The organism is Allofournierella sp. CML151, assembly GCF_027853465.1.
In the GTDB taxonomy this organism is placed as follows: domain Bacteria; phylum Bacillota; class Clostridia; order Oscillospirales; family Ruminococcaceae; genus Allofournierella.
Genome location: NZ_JAPNNW010000006.1, coordinates 1 through 17,600, shown reverse-complemented (window position 1 = coordinate 17,600; position 17,600 = coordinate 1). Strand labels below are relative to the sequence as shown.

General features: G+C 63.2%; 15 protein-coding genes. 8 read left to right on the top strand and 7 right to left on the bottom strand.

Annotated elements, in window-relative coordinates; translation table 11 throughout:
* Position 1: 1 nt before the first annotated feature.
* Entirely contained in the window at positions 2–907 is a 906-nt protein-coding gene (locus PH256_RS05985) for an ABC transporter permease (RefSeq protein WP_087183142.1), read from the bottom strand.
* 68 nt (positions 908–975) lie between these two features.
* Complete coding sequence (locus tag PH256_RS05980; protein ID WP_270913387.1) at positions 976–2,004, bottom strand: ABC transporter substrate-binding protein; 1,029 nt, start codon at positions 2,002–2,004, stop codon at positions 976–978.
* Between the two features lie 711 nt (positions 2,005–2,715).
* On the opposite strand from PH256_RS05980, the gene PH256_RS05975 reads away from it, so the two are divergent.
* Positions 2,716–3,876, top strand: coding sequence for a trigger factor (locus tag PH256_RS05975; protein ID WP_270913386.1), 1,161 nt, complete (start codon positions 2,716–2,718; stop codon positions 3,874–3,876).
* A gap of 85 nt (positions 3,877–3,961) precedes the next feature.
* Here the strand turns inward: PH256_RS05975 and metA are convergent, their stop codons facing one another.
* Genes metA through PH256_RS05960 form a run of 3 tightly spaced genes read right to left on the bottom strand, consistent with a single transcriptional unit; the run spans position 3,962 to position 7,915 of the window.
* Entirely contained in the window at positions 3,962–4,894 is a 933-nt protein-coding gene (gene metA / locus PH256_RS05970) for a homoserine O-acetyltransferase MetA (RefSeq protein ID WP_087183140.1), read from the bottom strand.
* Complete coding sequence (locus PH256_RS05965) at positions 4,885–6,612, bottom strand: hypothetical protein (RefSeq protein ID WP_270913385.1); 1,728 nt, start codon at positions 6,610–6,612, stop codon at positions 4,885–4,887. The genes metA and PH256_RS05965 overlap by 10 nt, the downstream gene beginning before the upstream one ends.
* Before the next feature lie 22 nt (positions 6,613–6,634).
* Positions 6,635–7,915 carry an O-acetylhomoserine aminocarboxypropyltransferase/cysteine synthase family protein gene (locus tag PH256_RS05960; protein ID WP_270913384.1) on the bottom strand — a complete coding sequence of 427 codons (1,281 nt, stop codon included), beginning with the start codon at positions 7,913–7,915 and terminating at the stop codon, positions 6,635–6,637.
* A 292-nt stretch (positions 7,916–8,207) separates the two neighbouring features.
* Here PH256_RS05960 and PH256_RS05955 point away from each other — a divergent pair, with 292 nt between their 5' ends.
* The gene (locus PH256_RS05955; protein WP_087183137.1) at positions 8,208–8,585 is read left to right on the top strand and encodes an HsmA family protein; all 378 of its coding nucleotides are present in this window, start codon (positions 8,208–8,210) and stop codon (positions 8,583–8,585) included.
* Between the two features lie 65 nt (positions 8,586–8,650).
* Here PH256_RS05955 and PH256_RS05950 read toward each other — a convergent pair whose 3' ends face one another.
* Together PH256_RS05950 and PH256_RS05945 are read right to left on the bottom strand one after the other, a co-directional pair.
* Positions 8,651–10,660, bottom strand: coding sequence for an FUSC family protein (locus tag PH256_RS05950; protein ID WP_270913383.1), 2,010 nt, complete (start codon positions 10,658–10,660; stop codon positions 8,651–8,653).
* A complete protein-coding gene (locus PH256_RS05945) occupies positions 10,657–12,060 on the bottom strand; it encodes an aldehyde dehydrogenase family protein (protein ID WP_333766301.1) in 1,404 nt (467 codons plus the stop codon). Before PH256_RS05945 ends, PH256_RS05950 begins: the two co-directional genes overlap by 4 nt.
* 226 nt (positions 12,061–12,286) lie before the next feature.
* Between PH256_RS05945 and PH256_RS05940 the strand changes: the two genes are divergently transcribed.
* The 6 genes from PH256_RS05940 (at position 12,287) to PH256_RS05915 (ending at position 17,545) form a co-directional block, all read left to right on the top strand.
* Complete coding sequence (locus tag PH256_RS05940; RefSeq protein WP_333766300.1) at positions 12,287–13,228, top strand: NTP transferase domain-containing protein; 942 nt, start codon at positions 12,287–12,289, stop codon at positions 13,226–13,228.
* A gap of 27 nt (positions 13,229–13,255) precedes the next feature.
* On the top strand, positions 13,256–14,278 hold the full coding sequence (locus tag PH256_RS05935) for a molybdopterin-binding protein (RefSeq protein WP_270913381.1): 1,023 nt from the start codon (positions 13,256–13,258) through the stop codon (positions 14,276–14,278).
* A 29-nt stretch (positions 14,279–14,307) separates the two neighbouring features.
* Positions 14,308–14,778: a cyclic pyranopterin monophosphate synthase MoaC gene (moaC, locus tag PH256_RS05930; RefSeq protein ID WP_087183132.1), complete on the top strand. Its 471-nt coding sequence runs from the start codon at positions 14,308–14,310 to the stop codon at positions 14,776–14,778.
* Positions 14,779–14,882: 104 nt separating this feature from the next.
* Positions 14,883–15,776, top strand: a complete 894-nt coding sequence (gene modA / locus PH256_RS05925) for a molybdate ABC transporter substrate-binding protein (protein WP_270913380.1) — start codon at positions 14,883–14,885, stop codon at positions 15,774–15,776.
* Positions 15,777–15,836: 60 nt separating this feature from the next.
* The gene (gene modB, locus PH256_RS05920) at positions 15,837–16,502 is read left to right on the top strand and encodes a molybdate ABC transporter permease subunit (protein WP_270913379.1); all 666 of its coding nucleotides are present in this window, start codon (positions 15,837–15,839) and stop codon (positions 16,500–16,502) included.
* On the top strand, positions 16,499–17,545 hold the full coding sequence (locus tag PH256_RS05915; RefSeq protein ID WP_270913378.1) for a sulfate/molybdate ABC transporter ATP-binding protein: 1,047 nt from the start codon (positions 16,499–16,501) through the stop codon (positions 17,543–17,545). Before modB ends, PH256_RS05915 begins: the two co-directional genes overlap by 4 nt.
* Positions 17,546–17,600: the final 55 nt, after the last annotated feature.

The window sequence follows — 17,600 nt, the reverse complement described above, 5'->3', positions numbered from 1 at the left end:
CTCAACGGCCCCCTTTCTGTTTTGCGGCGGCTTTGCGCTTTTCCAGCCGCAGCCGGTCCGCCAGGGCGGGCCAGCCGATGGCCACCGCCACGATCACCGCGCTGATCAGCTTCAGGTTGGCGGGATTGGCGCTGGCGCGCAGCGCGAACACCATCAGCACCCGGTAGATCACCGAGCCCACGATGGCCCCGGCGATGCAGCGGCCCACGCCGCCCCGGCGCACCACCACCTCGCCGATGATCAGGCTGGCCAGACCGATAACCACCACGCCGGTGCCTAGGCTCAGGTTGCTGGACATCTGGTACTGGGCCAGCACGCCGCCCGCCAGGGCGGTGAGGCCGTTGGCCAGGCACAGACCCACAGTAATGGTAAAGGAGGGGTCAATGGAGGAGGCGGAGACCATGTCCCGGTTGTCGCCGGTGGCACGGATGGAAAGGCCCAGCTGAGTCTTCAAAAACAGCGCCAGCAGCACACCCACCACACAGGTGATGAGGGCCACGGTGATCAGCTTGCCGTAGCTTTCGCCCAGAAGGCTCTGGGTGTAGGTAAAGATGGTATCCACCTTCAACAAAGGCAGATCCGCCCGGCCGCCCATGACCCACAGGTTCACGGTGTACAGGCCGGTCATGGTGATGATGCCCGCCAGAATCGCCTGGATCTTGAGCCGGGTATGCAGAAATGCGGTGACAAAGCCCGCCAGAAGGCCTGCGCCGAAGCCGCCCACCAGGCCCAGCACCGGCTGGCCCAGGCTGGCCAGCGAAGCGCTCACCGCGCAGCCCAGCACGAAGGTACCGTCGGTGGTCAGGTCCGCGATGTCCAGCGTCCGGTAGGACAGATACAGCGCCAGGGCGACCAGCGCATAGATAAAGCCCTGTTCCACCGCCCCCTGCAGCAACATGATGCTCATAATGATTTCTCCTTTTCAACACACGGATGGCCCGCCGCGGACTGCGGCGGGCACAGATCATTCCGGTTTTATTCCACGCTCACGTAACCCTCGCCGGACAGATCGAACACATCGGGGTCGATGCCCAGGGCGGCGGCGGTGGTGGTGTTCACGGTCACGATGCCGTCGTTCAGCACCTGCACCGGCATGGTGGCCGGGTCTTCGCCCTGCAGCACCTGCACGGCCATCTGGGCAGTCAGCTCGCCCAGCTTGGTGTAGTTCACACCGGTGGTGGCAAGGCCGCCGTCCCGCACCATGCTGTCCGCTGCGGTGTAAACCGGCACGCTGCCCTTGATGGCCTCATCCGCCAGCACGCTCATGGCGCTGGCCACCGTGTTGTCGATGGGCACGAAGATGGCGTCCACGCCCTGGCTGATCAGATTCTGGGCGGCCATCTGTACCTCGCCGGGAGTGGTGACGGTGCTCTCCACTGCCTGGATGCCCTTCTCCTCCAGCACCGGGCGCAGGTCCTCGATGGTGGTGGCGCTGTTGGTCTCGCCCAGGTTATAGATAAGGCCCAGGGTCTTGGTGTCCGGGTTGTTGGCCAGCACCAGGTCCAGAATCTTGGCGGTGTCGATGTAATCGGAGGTGCCGGTCATGTTCTCGCCGGGGGCCTCCATGCTCTGGGCCAGCTGGGCCTCCACCGGATCGGTGACCGCGCTGTAGACCAGAGGAATGTCGGTGCCCTGTACCGCCGCGGCGGCAGCGGTGGCGGCCGGGGTGGCGATGGGAATGATCAGATCCACCCCGTCGGACACGAACATCTTGCAGATATCATTGATGGTGGCCGCGTCGCCCTGGCCGTTTTTCAGCTCCACGCTGATGGTGACTCCGGCGGCCTGCGCCTGCTGCTCCAGCTCGGACTGGATGGCCGCCGCAATCTCGTCCAGACTGGAATGGCTGGTGTACTGCAGAATGCCCACGGTGTAGTCCGCCTGCTGGCCGCTGCCGGAGGCTGCGGCGGAAGCGGAGGCGGTGGAGGAAGCGGCGGAGCCGCAGCCCGCAAGGCTCAGGGCCATGGCAGCGGCGGCAAACAGGGCGGTCAGTCTGGTTTTCATATGTTTCATCATCGGTCTTCCTTTCGTTGTGTGGTCATGGGTGGATCGGCGTACTCTTTTCAACATCCTGCCCGCCATCGTGTGGAAAACCGGTTGTTTTCGGCATAGCGTTTCATGCGTGTGCCCTCCTTTGGTGCATCGTTTGGTGTACTCGCCGGGCAAAAACAAAAGGACCCGCCTTTGCCCATGGCGATGCCATGAGCAAGGACAGGTCCTGAATTTCTTCAAAACTTGCGGTGCCACCTTGCTTGCTTCCCCAAAAAATGGAAGCCACCTCACCGGGCGCCAACACGCCCTGCCTCTGTAACGGGAGGTACCCGGCTCAGGCTACTGAAAGCTTTTTGCTTTGTTCGCCCTGCCCTCGGCGGTCCATTTCAGGCCTTTTGGCCCCCTGCCCCGCTCTCTGCCCGGTTCCCAGCAACCCGGACTCTCTGGAAGTGCGCTGTGCAGTTTTATCTCCGCCTCATCGGTTTAGGCTCATTAAACCACAGGGCGGCCGGTTTGTCAAGAGCATTTTAACAATTTACTGCAAAAAAGTGTTTTCTGTTTTTTCTTTCCGTAATATTACAAATCGTATAATAATACAGATGTGTAAATTTTGACGCAACCACTGGCCCTGGGGCCTTGGGTGGTGTATAATAGAATCATTCTGTGGCAAAACACAAACAAAGGGGAGGCCTTTCTCCCCTTCAGAATTAGGAGGAAATCCCTTTGAAACATGCAATGATCCGTTTGGCCGCGCTGGCCCTGGCCATTTCCATGGCCGCCGGTCTTGTCGCCTGCGGCGGCACCGCTTCTTCCGGCAGCACCAGCACTTCCGCTGCGTCCGATTCTTCTTCCACCAGCGCCGCTTCTCAGGCGGAAATCGACTTTTCCAAGAACCTGACCGAGGACGGCAAGTGGGTGGACGTGAACCTGACCGACTACGTGACCCTGCCCGACTACAAGAACATCACCATCCCCACCGACGAGATCACCCCCACCGAGGAGGACCTGGAGAGCCAGCGTCAGGCCTTTGTGGAGCAGTACGCCACTGCCACCGAGATCACCGACCGTGCCGTTGAGGACGGCGACCAGGTGAACATCGACTACGTGGGCAGCGTGGACGGCGTGGAGTTCACCGGCGGCAACACCAATGGCGCCGGCACCACCGTGACCGCCGGTTCCACCGCTTACGTGGATGATTTCCTGACCCAGATCATCGGCCACATGCCCGGCGAGACCTTCGACGTGGTGGTCACCTTCCCCGATGACTACAACGACTCCACCGACGCCGACGGCAACACCATCGTGCTGGCCGGCAAGGAAGCCGTGTTCAAGACCACCATCAACTACATCGAGGGCGATCCCATCTACCCCGAGTTCAACGACGCCTTTGTGGCTGAGAACCTGCAGAGCCAGTACGGCTGGACCACCGCCGACCAGGCCAACGAGGAGATCAAGAGCACCCTGACCGAGTACAACAAGGCCCAGTACCTGCAGAACTATCTGCTGGAGAACGCCGAGGTGAAGGAAGTTCCCGAGGTCATCATGAACACCCTGCTGGAGCAGGAGGAGGCCAACCTGAACAACACCGCCGCCACCAACGGCCTGCCCGTGGACTACCTGCTGATGATGTACGGCTACGAGAGCCTGGACGCCTTCCGTGAGGACTTCAAGACCCAGTACACCGATCAGATCAAGCTGCAGATGATCTACGAGGCCATCGCGGATGCCGAGGGCCTGCAGCCCACCGATCAGGACCTGAAGGACGTGTTCGGCGACAACTACGACACCGCCCTGGAGACCTACGGCGGCACTGCCTATCCCCTGCATCAGCTACGCATCGACAACGGCTACAACTTCGTGATGGAGAACGCCACCGTGGCCTGATTTCCCTCTGATTGTTTCACACAACAACAAGACCGCCCGCCGGAAGCGTTCCGGCGGGCGGTTTTTTGTTTTTTAAGGCGAGGCCTCAATGCTCCTCCACCCGGGCCAGCTGGGTCAGGTCGTAGGGGGTATCCTGATAGACGTAGTAGTTCAGCCAGTTGGTGTAGAGCAGAAACGCGTGGGCACGCCAGCGGTAAACCGGCTCCTTGGTGGGATCGTCGTCCGGGTAGTAGTTTTTGGGCGGCTGGATGGGCAGGCCCTTGTCCACATCCCGGCGGTACTCCGCGTCCAGGGTGTACTTCTCGTACTCCGGGTGGCCGGTCACAAAGATCTGACGGCCGGACTCGGTGCTCATCAGGTATACGCCCGCCTCGTCGCTCTCCGCCAGCACCCGCAGCGCACCGCAGGCCTCAATCTGGTCCCGCCGCACCCCGGTGTGCCGGGAATGGGGGGCGTAGAACACCTCGTCGAAGCCCCGCACCAGCGGATTGGAGGGCCGGGTCACCCGATGGGGGAACACGCCGAACATCTTCTGAGGCAAAAGCTCCTTCTGGATACCGAAGTGGTAATACAGCGCCGCCTGTGCACCCCAGCACACATGCAGGGTGGAGTACACATTGGTTTTGGAAAATTCCATGATGCGGCACAGCTCGGGCCAGTAGTCCACCTCTTCAAAGGGCAGCTTCTCCACCGGCGCGCCGGTGATGATCATGCCGTCGAACCGCTGGTCCTTCACCTCGTCGAAGGTCTTGTAAAAGGCGGAAAGATGCTCGCCCGCCACATGGGTGGCCGCGTGGCTGGCGGTGTGCAGCAGGGTCAGCTCCACCTGAATGGGGCTGTTGGCCAGCAGCCGGGCCAGCTGGGTCTCGGTGGCGATTTTGGTGGGCATCAGGTTCAGCGCCAGAATCCGCAGCGGGCGGATCTGCTGGCTCTCGGCCCGCTGGCAGTGCATCACAAATACGTTTTCCTGCCCCAGCGCGGTATAGGCGGGCAGGTTCTGCGGGATGATCAGCGGCATGGCTCGCTCACTCCTTTGGTTTGATGGTCTGCCCCGCCGGCCTCCAGCGCAAAGAACAGCGCACAGGGCACAGCCAGCAAAAAGGTGGGCAGCAGATAACGGATCTCATTGGTGGAGGCGGCAACAATCACCGAGGCAATGTTGCACGCCAGCGGCAGCAGCGCGGGCCAGCGGCGCAGCATGCCCCGCCCGCTGCCGCAGAAAAAGGCCAGTGCCACCGCCGCCAGATAAAACACATGGCTGAAGGGACCGAGACCCCGGTCCAGCCGCCACACATTGGTGTTGTTGCGCAGAAGCTCGGTGGTGCACAGCCAGGGATTTTGCAAAAACAGCTCCAGATACAGCCGCAGCAGCTCCGCTTTGTTCTGCCCCGTGGCCAGGATAAACAGGTTGTTGAACACGTCGTTCACGCCCGCGCTGTCCTCCAGCAGGGGCACAAACTGCTGCTCCCGCTCGCTGGGGGTATAGCTGCCCAGGTCCCGGGTCCAGCACAGGCGCTGGGCGCGGGTGAAGTGGGCGGTGTCCGGGTTTTCCAGGCACTGGGCCACATAGTCCATGGGCAGCAGCTCTTCCATGCGGCGGCGCTGCTCGTCGGTGATCTCGCCGCCCCGCTGGTCCACCGCCACGATGCCGGTGGCGTACACCTGCACCGCAAAGCCGTTGGCCGGGTGCTGCACGTTTAAAAGAGGCGCGGCCACACCGTCCACCAGAAGGATGCAGACGGCGCACACCGCCACAGCGGCCAGCAGGCACTTCCGACGGCGGTAAATGCCCCGGGCCAGCAGCCACAGCCCCGCCGCCAGCACCAGCACCAAACCGTTGTGGCGGAAAAGGCCGGTGAAGGCCAGCGCCGCGCCAAAGGCAATTCGATGGGGCCAGGTCAGGCGCAGGTCTTCTGCCAGCAGCCGCATGATGTAATAGAGCACCACACCGGTGCAGAGGGCGGCGGGCATGTCCTTGATGGGGCTTGCCGCCGCCTGCCCCACCACCGGGCCCAGGCTGCCGCCGCACAGGCAGGCCGCCAGAGCAAACAGCCCCATGCCCCGCCGGTAAAACCAGGCGGCAAAGGCGGTGAGCAGCCCGGCCAGCGCCAGCAGCTGCACCGCCACCAGCAGCCCCGGCTGCCCGCCCAGCACGCCCAGCAGCAGGGTGTGGGCCAGGGTGTGCACGTCGTTCAGCGGAATCTCGCCCCGCAGCATCTCCAGCTGATATTCCAGGTCAAAGCTGCTCTCGTAGGGGAACACCCGTGCCCAGTACACTGCCAGTGGCAGCAAAACCGCCAGAAAGAACCACAGCCCCGGGAAGGGCGGGCATTCCTCGCTGCGGGCGGCCCTGGCCTTTTGGGCCATTCGGCGCAGCGCGCAAACCAGCGGCGGACCGGCCAGCACCCCCAGCACAAGACCGAGGGCAAGGCCCTTGTATACCGGCCAGTACCAGGCGGCGTACCAGGTATCCGCGATGGGCTCCAGCAGCATCACCGCTGCCAGAATCACGCCCAAGCACAGGGAGGGCAGCACCCAGCCCCGGCCCCGCCAGCTCTCGGCCCAGAAGGAGGGCTTCCACCAGCCTCCGGCCACCGCGGCCGCCGCCAGAGCCAGCGCTCCGGCCAGCCAGGGGTGGCCCAGCGCCAGCAGCCCGGCGCAGCCCCAACCGCACAAAACGCCCGGCACCATCGCCCGGAGAGTTCCGGGCGACGGCGGGGCGCAGTGCGCTGCCATTCTTTGCAGCATTTGTTTCATCTTATACCTGTTCCAGGGCCTGGGCGATGTCATCGATCAGGTCCTGAGCGTCCTCCAGACCGCAGGACATGCGCACCAGATCGGCGCCCACACCGGCAGCGGCCAGCTCGGCGTCGTTCATCTGGCGGTGGGTGCTGCTGGCGGGATGCAGGATGCAGGTGCGGGCATCGGCCACATGGGTCTCGATGGCGCCCACCTTCAGGTGCTTCATGAACACCTCAGCGGCGGCGCGGCCGCCCTTGATGCCGAAGCTCACCACGCCGCAGCTGCCGTTCGGCAGGTACTTCTGGGCCAGGTCATAATACTTGTTGCCGGGCAGGCTGCAGTAGTTCACCCAGCTGATCTTGGGGTGCTTCTCCAGATAGGAGGCCACGGCCAGCGCGTTCTCGCAGTGGCGCTTCATGCGCACATGCAGGCTCTCCAGGCCCAGGTTCAGAATGAAGGCGCTCTGGGGGCTCTGCACGCTGCCCAGGTCACGCATCAGCTGAGCGGTGGCCTTGGTGATGTAGGCACCGGCCAGGCCGAAGCGCTCGGTGTAGGTCACGCCGTGGTAGCTCTCGTCCGGGGTGCACAGGCAGGCAAACTTCTCGGGATAGGCAGTCCAGTCGAACTTGCCGCTGTCCACGATGCAGCCGCCCACGGCAGCGCCGTGGCCGTCCATGTACTTGGTGGTGGAATGGGTCACGATGTCCGCGCCCCACTCGAAGGGCCGGCAGTTCACCGGGGTGGCAAAGGTGTTGTCCACGATCAGGGGCACGCCGTGGGCGTGGGCCGCCTTGGCGAACTTCTCAATGTCCAGCACGGTCAGCGCGGGGTTGGCGATGGTCTCGCCGAACACAGCCTTGGTGTTGGGCCGGAAGGCAGCATTCAGCTCCTCCTCGGTGCAGTCCGGGTCCACGAAGGTGACCTCGACGCCCATCCGCTTCATGGTCACCGCGAACAGGTTGTAGGTGCCGCCGTAAATGCTGGCGCTGCTCACCACATGGTCGCCGCAGCCCGCGATGTTGAACACCGCATAGAAGTTAGCAGCCTGGCCGCTGCCGGTGAGCATGGCGGCGGTGCCGCCCTCCAGCTCGCAGATCTTGGCCGCCACATGATCGCAGGTGGGATTCTGCAGGCGGCTGTAGAAATAGCCGGAGGCCTCCAGGTCAAACAGCTTGCCCATATCCTCGCTGGTGTCGTATTTAAAGGTCGTGCTCTGGATGATGGGAATCTGGCGAGGCTCGCCGTTGCCGGGGGTGTAGCCGCCCTGGACGCATTTGGTATTGAAACGAAGATCCATGATCGTTTTCCTCTCTTTTTCTTGGAATTGCGGCGCCGAAAAACAGACCGTATATTCAGTATTTTACTGGATTAAAGCACATCTTGCAAGAGCCTCGCCCCCTGCCGGGCAAAAAACCTTTGGCCGAATGGGAATCGCCTTTCTGAACAATGTTCACAATCGTGCATTCCTTGTGTCTTTTCCCCTTCTATGCCTTGACAATGGCCTGCCGCCCGGCTATAATGAACATCGTTCAGAAACAAATCCGGGCCGTTCCGACCGGTCCCCTGAAGTTCAGAGAGGAGCATCTTTTATGACCACTCAGCTGATCGCTGCGATCATCACCATTACCCTGGCGCTGTGCTTTTACACCGTGGGCGTGTTTTCCGAGCGCCGGGCTCACACCCTGCAAAAGCGCCATGTAATCCTGTTCTGGTGCGGCCTGGTGTTCGATACTACCGGCACCACCATCATGTCCACCATGGCCCACGGCTCCGGCCTGCTGAGCCCTCACGGCATCACCGGCGCGCTGGCCATCGTGCTCATGCTGTTCCATGCGGTGTGGGCCACCCTGGTCTACACCCGGGGCAACGCGGAAAAGCAGCAGAGCTTCCACCGGTTCAGCATCGTTGTGTGGCTGATCTGGCTGATCCCCTACGTGCTGGGCATGTTCCTGGGCATGCAGGGCTGATATCGAAGCACCCCAAGGCAAAGCAAAAAGCAGCCGTGCGGATTTTCCGCACGGCTGCTTTTGTTTTATCCGCTTGCTTTGCTCTCCAGCAGCTCGTTCATCTGGCGCAGAGTTTGCAGGCAATTCACCGCCAGGGTGTTGAAGTAAAGGCTCTCCTCCAGGCGGCCGAAGGCCTGGGGGCTGCGGCCGGTGTCGAAGAAGGGCACCAGCTCGTTTTTGGTGTAGCTCAGCTTGATGCGCAGGATTGCGTCCTCCAGGTTGTCCAGCACTTCGGCGGCCATCCGGCTGTGGCCGGTGCCCAGCAGCTGGGGGCGGCTGCGCAGATACGCGTTGATCTGCTCCAGCTCGCTGACCAGCTGCCGGTTCATGGGCAGCATCTGGCTGTAGAATTCCTGCTCGGCCTTGCTCATCCCCTTCAGGCTGCTCTTGATCTCGTTTTCCACAAGATGCGAGCGCACCAGCCGGTCCCGCATCTGGTTCAGGTCCTGGCTGCCGGTGCGGCAGTATTCCCGCACCTGGCCCAGCAGGCTCAGGTCCAGCTCAAACAGCTCCTCCACGCTTTTGCGGAATTCCCGTCCGGCAGTGTTGGGCAGCAAAAACCGGTTGGCCAGCGCGGCGGTCAGGGCCGCCAGTGCCACATAGGCCAGGCGCAGCTCCACCGATTCCATCAGCCCAAGCCGCAGCTGGGCCAGGGTCATGCCGTAACAGGTGGAGTAGACCGTCATGGTCCAGGATGTGACCGGCACATAGTACATAAAGCAGGTCATCACCGCCATGATGACAATGTATTCCGGCATGGTATGGAACAGCGACATCAGCAGAATGGACACCACCGCCCCGCCCAGCGTGCCCAGAATACGGTTGCCGATCTTCATCCGGCTCTCCTCCGCGTAGGGCATCAGCATCAGAAAGGCGGTCATCGGGTACCAGTAGGCATGCTCCAGCCCGGTGAGCCAGACAAAGCCGAAGCCCAGGCAGAGCACCGCCGAAAGCCGCACCGCAAACCGGGTGGTGAACTGGTCCAGCCCGAAGGCGTACCGCACCCCCTTTACCTTGTTCTGGTCGCCGGGCAGCTTCCAGTCCTTCAGGGGGCGGGCCGGGTGTACCTGCTCCAGGGTCTCCAGCGCCGCGCCGAACACCCGCAGAATCTCGCCCATGGCCTCGTTCTGCTGCCCGTCGCTTAACCCCGGACCGGTCCGCAGCTGGTTCAGACGGCGGCGCAGCTCCGGATGCTCCGGCCCATTCAGCTCCCGCTCGGCCCGGCGGAACAGCTCCGCCAGCTGCAGCAGCCAGGCGGCATCCTCTTCACCGGGCTGCCAGCCCCGGGGCACAAAGTGGTCGGTGAAGTAGTAAAACCGCTGGAACAGCAGCATGAACAGATAATTCACCTTGCCGTAGCCGTTGGCCAGGTAGGTATATCCCCGGCTGCCGTAGATGACCTGGGTCATGTGAATCATCATGGGCGGCAGCGCGGCGTGCTCGGCGCTCACATCTTCGCCCCGGGCCAGCTTTTCCAGCTGGATACACAGGTTGTCCATGCCCTTGCGCACGGTGCCGAAATGCCTGCGCCGGTGAATGATCTTTGCGTGAATCCACAGCGCCGCCGTGACCACCACCAGACCATAGGCCAGCACCGCCAGCTGCACCGGCAGCTGGGCGGGCGTGATGGGCATCAGCTGCAAAAAGACAAACTCCATGCCATAAACGAAATAGGCCTTGGGGCTGAATTTGGAGCTGAGCAGATAGACCAGCACAAAGGGTACCACCAGATTCAGTGCCAGCGCCCACCAGAGCCCCCGCCCGGCCGCAAAAGCCGCCAGGCACACCGCCGCCATCATCACCGCCGTGCGCACCAGCTCCCGGGGGCGAAAATCCTGCCGGTGGCGGGTGCGGAACACCAGCGTCAAAAAGGAGGTCATGACCACGTACCGCACCCCGAAGATGCCCCAGATGCTGAACAGCAGGGTCAGCGATACCAATATGGTGGGCAGCGCCGCCGCCCACTTACCCCGTACCGACGGCAACTTTTTCTGGGTAAACTCGGCCCAGGCGGCCGACCATCTGCCCACGCTCATCGCATCAGGCGGCGCACCATGCGCTCGCTGGCCTCGCTGAAAGGCGGGAAGGCGGTGCGCATGGGGAAAAGGCCCCGCTGCAGCACACTGCGCCGGTGGGAGAAGGTGAGGAAGCCCTCATGGCCGTGGTAGGCCCCCATACCGGACTGTCCCACCCCGCCGAAGGGCAGATCCGGGTCCAGAATATGGCCGATGGTATCGTTCACGCTCACGCCGCCGCTGGCGGTGGAGTCCAGCACCCGGCGCACCAGGGCCTTGTTCCGGCTGAACACATACAGCGCCAGCGGCTTCTCGCCCTTGTTGATGATCTCCAGCGCCTCGTTCAGGTCATCGTAGGCAAATACCGGCAGCAGCGGGCCGAACAGCTCCTCCTGCATGCAGGCCGCGTCCATATTCTCCGGGCAGAGGATGGTGGGCTCGATGTACCGGTCCGCCGCATCCACCCGGCCGCCGCACCGGATAAACGCCCGGTCCTCCTCCAGAATACGGCTCAGCCGCCGGATGTGGCCCTCGTTCACAATGCGGCCGTAGTCCGGGCTCTTCTGTGCGTCCTCGCCGTAAAAGCGCCGGATGGCCCCTTCCAGCCCCTGCAAAAATTCCTCCTGGATGCTCCGGTCCACCAGCACATAGTCCGGGGCCACGCAGGTCTGGCCCGCGTTCATCAGCTTGCCCCAGACAATGCGCTCGCAGGCGGTGGGCAGATGAGCGTCCTTTGCCACGATCACCGGGCTTTTGCCGCCCAGCTCCAGCGTCACCGGCACCAGGTTTTCCGCCGCGGCCTGCATCACAATGCGGCCCACCCGGGGGCTGCCGGTAAAGAAGATGTAATCAAAGCGGCTGTGCAGCATCAGGGTATTGTTCTCGATGCCAGCGGGCACACAGCACACGTATTCCGGCGGGAAGACCTCGGCCAGCATGGTGCTGACCGCCTGGGCCACATGGGGGGTGAGCTCAGAGGGGCTGACCACCGCACAGTTGCCCGCAGCCAGCGCCTCGGCCAACGGCTCCAGCAGCAGCTGCACCGGGTAGTTGTAGGGTCCCAGGATGTACACACAGCCATAGGGCACCAGCTCCACCCGGCCACGGCCGGGAAACAGCTGCATGGGCGCAAGCTTGGTGCGGGGCTTCATCCAGCGGGCCAGGTGGCGGCGGATGTGGGAAATGCCCGCCAGCACCATGCCGATCTCGCTGGCGTAGCTCTCAAACCGGCTCTTGCCCAGGTCCTGTGCGAGGGCCGCTTCCAGCGCCGGGGTATGCCGCTCCAGCGCCTTGTACAGGGCTTCCAGCTGCCCCAGCCGAAACTGCAGCGACCGGGTTGCCCCGGTGGCAAAGTATTCCTTCTGAGCGGCCAGCAAAGCGCGGGCGAATGTTTCGTTCAATCGTTCGGTTTTCATGAATATCTCCTGATTCCTGTCTGTTTTGTATGGTTATTGTCCTCTTTACTATACCATAAACATCCGGTTAAGACAAAACCTCCTGCCTTTCCCGCCCCGTACGCGGCAAAAAGTCGTTCTTTTCGTTATTTCTCTTGTGAAACAACGCTCACTGTGCTAAAATCAGAGCAGAGTCAATTGGCGGCCTCGCGCCGCCTCGGGCAAAGGAGGGCAAGCGACGGCATTCGGTGCACTGATCCCCGCCGCCGGGCTTTCCTCCCGGATGGGCCGGTTCAAGCCGCTGCTGCCTCTGGGCGGCAGCACCTTTCTGGACCAGCTGCTGCACACCATGCGCGCCGCCGGTGTGGGGCCGGTGGTGATTGTGACCGGCTGGCACGCAGAGGAGATCGAGGCGCATCTGGCAGGCCAGCCGGAGGTTTTTCTGGTTCACAACCCGGAGTACGCCCGCACCCAGATGTTCGATTCCATCCGGCAGGGCCTGCCTCTGCTGCAGGGCCGGTGCAGCCGGTTTCTGGTTGCTCCGGCGGACGTGCCCCTTCCCCTGCCTGACACACTGCGCCGCCTGCTGGAGCATCCGGCCCTCTTTGCCCGGCCGGTTTACGGGGGCCGCCGGGGCCATCCCGCCGCGCTGGATGCGCATCTGATCGAACCCCTGCTGGCCGCACCGCCGGGTCTCAGCCTGAAAACCGCGCTGGCCCGGGCCGGGGTGCTGCCCGCGGATCTGCCGGTGGAGGACGAGGCCGTGCTGCTGGATGCCGACACCCCGGAGGACTACGGCCTGCTGCTGAGCTACCTTGCCCGCCGGGAGCACACTGCCCGCCCTCTCTGGCCGCAGCTGCGGCTGCAGCTGTGGGGCGAGCAGCCGTTGTTCGACGAGGAGATGGTCCGCTTTCTGGAGCTGGTGGAGGCCTGCGGTTCGATGCAGCACGCCTGCAAGGGAATGCACATCTCCTACACCACCGCCTGGCGGCGGATCGCCGCGGCGGAGCGCACGCTGGGCTTTGCCTTGCTGGAGCGGGAGAGCGGCGGCGCACAGGGCGGCGGTTCCCGGCTCACCGAAGAGGGCCGGACGCTGCTGCATCGGTGCAGCGCCATGCAGCGGGAGCTGCAGGCTTGCTGCGACCGGATTTTTGAAAAACATTTTTCCGATTACACCCTGCCTGTGCAGGACTGAGGAACGTTATTAATGGGAGGAACCGTTATGAAACTGATGAAGACCGAGGATGCGGTGGGCCAGGTACTCTGCCACGACATCACCCAGATCATTCCCGGCGTAAAGAAGGGCCCCGTGTTCAAAAAGGGGCACGTGATCCAGGCCGAGGACGTGCCGGTGCTGCTGAGCGTGGGCAAGGACCACATCTACATCTGGGAAAACGATGAAAACCATCTGCACGAGAACGACGCGGCCGAGATCCTGCGCCAGCTGTGCCAGAACGAATATATGAGCGCAAGCGAGCCCAGCGAGGGCAAGATCAAACTGACGGCCGAGGTGGACGGCCTGTTCCTGGCCGACACCGAGCGCCTGTTCCGGCTGAACCGGCTGGGCGAGGTAATGGTGGCCTGCCGTCACAGCGGCTTTGCGGTGAAAAAGGGTGACAAGCTGGCCGGCATGCGGGTGATCCCGCTGGTGATCGAGGCCGCCAAAATGGAGGCCGCCCGCGCCGCTGTGGGCGAGGAGCCTCTGTTCCGTCTGGTACCCTTCCGGGAGCTGAAGGTGGGCGTGGTGACCACCGGCAACGAAGTGTTCTACGGCCGCATTCAGGATTCTTTTACTCCGGTGATTGAGAAGAAGCTGGCGGAGTACGGCTGCCGGATGGCCTGGCACACCGTGCTGAACGACGACCACGAGAAGATCACCGCCGCTGCCAACGAGATGCTGGCACAGGGTGCGGACATGGTGCTGTGCACCGGCGGCATGAGCGTGGACCCGGACGACAAGACCCCTCTGGCCATCAAAAACACCGGCGCCAGCGTGGTAAGCTACGGCGCACCGGTTCTGCCGGGGGCCATGTTCCTGCTGGCTTACGCCGAGGGAAACCGCCCGGTGTGCGGTCTGCCCGGCTGCGTGATGTACGCCAAGCGCACCATCTTTGATCTGGTGCTGCCCTATCTGGTTGCCGGGGTTCCGGTCACCGCCGACCAGCTGGCCGCCTACGGCAACGGTGGGCTCTGCCTGAACTGTTCGGTGTGCACCTTCCCCAACTGCGGCTTCGGCAAGGCCTGACCGCCAATCAAAAACAAAGGAGCATTCTTATGCCGTTTACTCATCTGAATGAAAAAGGCGAGGCCATCATGGTGGACGTGACCGAAAAGGCCGTGACCCACCGCACCGCCATCGCCTCCGGGCGCATCTCCATGAGCGCCGCGTGCTACCAGGCCGTGAAGGAAGGCAGCGCCAAAAAAGGCGACGTGCTGGGCGTGGCCCGGGTGGCGGGCATCATGGCCACCAAGCGCACCGCCGACCTGATCCCTTTGTGCCACGTGCTGGCGCTGACCAAGTGCGCCGTGGATTTTACACTGGAGGACGAAAGCCACTCCATCACCGCCCGCTGCACCGTGCAGTGCGAGGGCAAAACCGGCGTGGAGATGGAGGCCCTCACCGGCGTTTCCACTGCGCTGCTGACTGTGTACGACATGTGCAAGGCCATGGATAAGCGCATGGTCATCTCTGACATCCACCTCTGCGAAAAGCAGGGCGGCAAAAGTGGCGACTTCGTGTTCTGAGCCGCGCAGCTTCCCCCGCGATTGTTCCTTTTGCTTCAACTCCGTGTAAATCCACGGAGATTGAAAACAAATGTCCCTGAAATACGGGAAAAGGAGTTTTATCCATGAAAAAGGCATTCGCACTGGCCGCAATCTTCGCGCTGGCGTTCTCGCTGGCAGGCTGCGGCGGCGCATCTTCCGCCGTTTCCCCCTCCTCTGCCGCGTCCGCCGGTTCCGGCGCGGCGTCCGCATCCGCTTCCCAGACCGAAACGGAAGCCGAACCGGTGGAGCTGACGGTGTTTGCTGCCGCCAGTCTGACCGAGACCCTGAACCAGATCGCCGAGGACTACAAAGCCGTGGCCCCCAATGTGACCCTGACCTTCAACTTTGATTCCTCCGGCACCCTGAAGACCCAGATCCAGGAGGGCGCAGTCTGTGACCTGTTCCTCTCGGCCGGGCAGAAGCAGATGGACCAGCTGGACAAGACCGCCGACGCCAGCGTAAACACCGAGGGCCTGGACTTTGTGGCCGAGGGCACCCGGGTGAACCTGCTGGAAAACAAGGTGGCTCTGTGTGTGGCCGAGGGCAGCGACGCCTCCATCGCCAGCTTTGACGACCTGGCCAAGGCTCTGGAGAGCAGCGACATCCTGATGGCCATGGGCAACAGCGACGTGCCGGTGGGCCAGTACACCCAGCAGATCCTGGCCTACTACGGTCTGGACGAGGAGGCCCTGGCAAACGCAGGCAAGATCACCTACGGCTCCAACGTGAAGGAGGTCACCACCCAGATTACCGAGGGCAGCGTGGACTGCGGTGTGGTCTACTGCACCGACGCCTACAGCGCCGGAATCACCCCGGTGGATTATGCCACCGAGGAGATGTGCGGCCAGGTGATCTCCCCCGCCGCCGTGCTGAACATTTCCCAGCACAGCGAGGAGGCGCAGGCCTTCCTGGACTATCTGCAGACCGACGCGGCCATGCAGGTATTTGAGGAAGTGGGCTTCTCTCCCGTCGAATAATCACAAAGAACGGGGCAAGGCAGGCTGCCTTGCCCCGCTTTTCGGATTGGAGTTTTCCACATGGACTGGTATCCCCTGTTGAATTCCCTGCGCATCGCCGCCATCAGCAGCGTGCTGGTGTTCTTTTCCGGCATCTTTGCCGCCTATTATGTGGCCCGGCTGCCCCGGGCGGTGAAGGGCCTGCTGGACGTAGTGCTCACCCTGCCGCTGGTGCTGCCGCCCACCGTGGTGGGCTATTTTCTGCTGCTGGTGTTCGGGGCCAAACGGCCGCTGGGCATCTTTCTGGCAAACTTCGGCATCAAGTTCGTGATGACCTGGTACGGCGGCATCCTCACCGCCTCGGTGGTGGCCTTTCCGCTGATGTACCGCACCGCCCGGGGCGCGTTTGAGAGCTTCGACGAGCGGCTGGCGGACGCGGGCCGCACGCTGGGGCTTTCCAACACCTACATCTTCTGGCGGGTGCGCATGCCCGCCTGCCGCCAGGGCATTCTGGCTGGCGCGGTGCTGGCCTTCGCCCGGGCGCTGGGCGAATACGGCGCCACCAGCATGCTCATCGGCTACACCCCCGGGCGCACCGCCACCATCTCCACCACCGTGTACCAGCTCTGGCGCACCGGCGATGACGCGGGCGCCTTCGCCTGGGTACTGGTGAACCTGGCCATCAGCGCCGCGGTGCTGCTCACCGTGAATCTGCTGGAGCAAAAGCAAAGGAGGCGCGCCCCATGAGCCTGTTTGTGGACATTGAAAAGGACCTGGGCTCCTTTCAATTAAAGGTAAAACTGGAGACAAACGGCGGCATTACCGGCCTGCTGGGCGCCTCCGGCTGTGGCAAGAGCATGACCCTGCGCTGCATCGCCGGAGTGGAAACGCCGGACCGGGGCCGCATCCTGCTGGACGGCCGCACGCTCTTTGACTCCCAGCAGCGCATCAACCTGCCCCCTCAGCAGCGAGGGGTGGGGTATCTGTTCCAGAGCTACGCCCTCTTCCCCACCATGACCGTGCGTCAGAATCTGCTGGCGGGCCTGCACCGGGAAAAGGACAAGGCAAAAAAGCAGGCCCTCTACCGCCAGGCGGTGGAGCTGCTGGGCCTCGCCGGGCTGGAGCAGCGTCGCCCGGCTGAATTGTCCGGTGGGCAGCAGCAGCGGGTGGCGCTGGGACGGATTCTGGTGAACCGGCCCCAGGTGCTGCTGCTGGACGAGCCCTTCTCCGCGCTGGACAGCCATTTGAGAGAACAATTGCAGCTGGACATGCTGCGGGTGCTGAAGGAATTCTCGGGCGATGTGCTGCTGGTGACCCACAGCCGGGACGAGGCCTACCACATGTGCGGCCGTCTGGCCGTTCTGGACGAGGGCCAGGTGCTGCGCTGGGGAGCCACCAAGGAGGTATTTGCCGACCCGGGCAGCCGGGCGGCAGCCCGCCTCACCGGCTGTAAGAACATTGCGGCGGCCCGGCGCACCGGCCCCAACACCGTTCTGGTGGAGGACTGGGGCGGCCTGGAATTCACCACCGCCCGCCCTGTGCCGGAGGAGCTGTGCGCCATCGGCATTCGGGCCCACTACTTCCACCCCAAGGCCCCGGCCAACCGCTTTGACGTGGAATACACCGGCCAGATCGAGGAGCCCTTTGAGTGGATCATCCAGATGCGCGCCGTGAACCAGACCCCCGGCACGCCGGACATCTGGTGGCGCATGACGAAAGACAAGCGCCCCAATCCCCTGCCCGGTCAGCTAGGCATCGCGCCGGAAAATATTTTGTTGCTCACCCGCTGAGCGATTGCATCAGGCTTTGCCCGGCCATCCTGTTGTGAAACAGGATGGCCGGGCT

Bases quoted from the DNA above. Each gene is read 5' to 3' on its own strand.
- modB (WP_270913379.1), top strand. From the start codon at position 15,837: ATGGACTGGTATCCCCTGTTGAATTCCCTGCGCATCGCCGCCATCAGC.
- PH256_RS05985 (WP_087183142.1), bottom strand. From the start codon at position 907: ATGAGCATCATGTTGCTGCAGGGGGCGGTGGAACAGGGCTTTATCTAT.
- PH256_RS05915 (WP_270913378.1), top strand. From the start codon at position 16,499: ATGAGCCTGTTTGTGGACATTGAAAAGGACCTGGGCTCCTTTCAATTA.
- PH256_RS05955 (WP_087183137.1), top strand. From the start codon at position 8,208: ATGACCACTCAGCTGATCGCTGCGATCATCACCATTACCCTGGCGCTG.
- PH256_RS05965 (WP_270913385.1), bottom strand. From the start codon at position 6,612: ATGGCAGCGCACTGCGCCCCGCCGTCGCCCGGAACTCTCCGGGCGATG.
- PH256_RS05960 (WP_270913384.1), bottom strand. From the start codon at position 7,915: ATGGATCTTCGTTTCAATACCAAATGCGTCCAGGGCGGCTACACCCCC.
- PH256_RS05950 (WP_270913383.1), bottom strand. From the start codon at position 10,660: ATGAGCGTGGGCAGATGGTCGGCCGCCTGGGCCGAGTTTACCCAGAAA.
- modA (WP_270913380.1), top strand. From the start codon at position 14,883: ATGAAAAAGGCATTCGCACTGGCCGCAATCTTCGCGCTGGCGTTCTCG.
- metA (WP_087183140.1), bottom strand. From the start codon at position 4,894: ATGCCGCTGATCATCCCGCAGAACCTGCCCGCCTATACCGCGCTGGGG.
- moaC (WP_087183132.1), top strand. From the start codon at position 14,308: ATGCCGTTTACTCATCTGAATGAAAAAGGCGAGGCCATCATGGTGGAC.
- PH256_RS05980 (WP_270913387.1), bottom strand. From the start codon at position 2,004: ATGAAAACCAGACTGACCGCCCTGTTTGCCGCCGCTGCCATGGCCCTG.
- PH256_RS05935 (WP_270913381.1), top strand. From the start codon at position 13,256: ATGAAACTGATGAAGACCGAGGATGCGGTGGGCCAGGTACTCTGCCAC.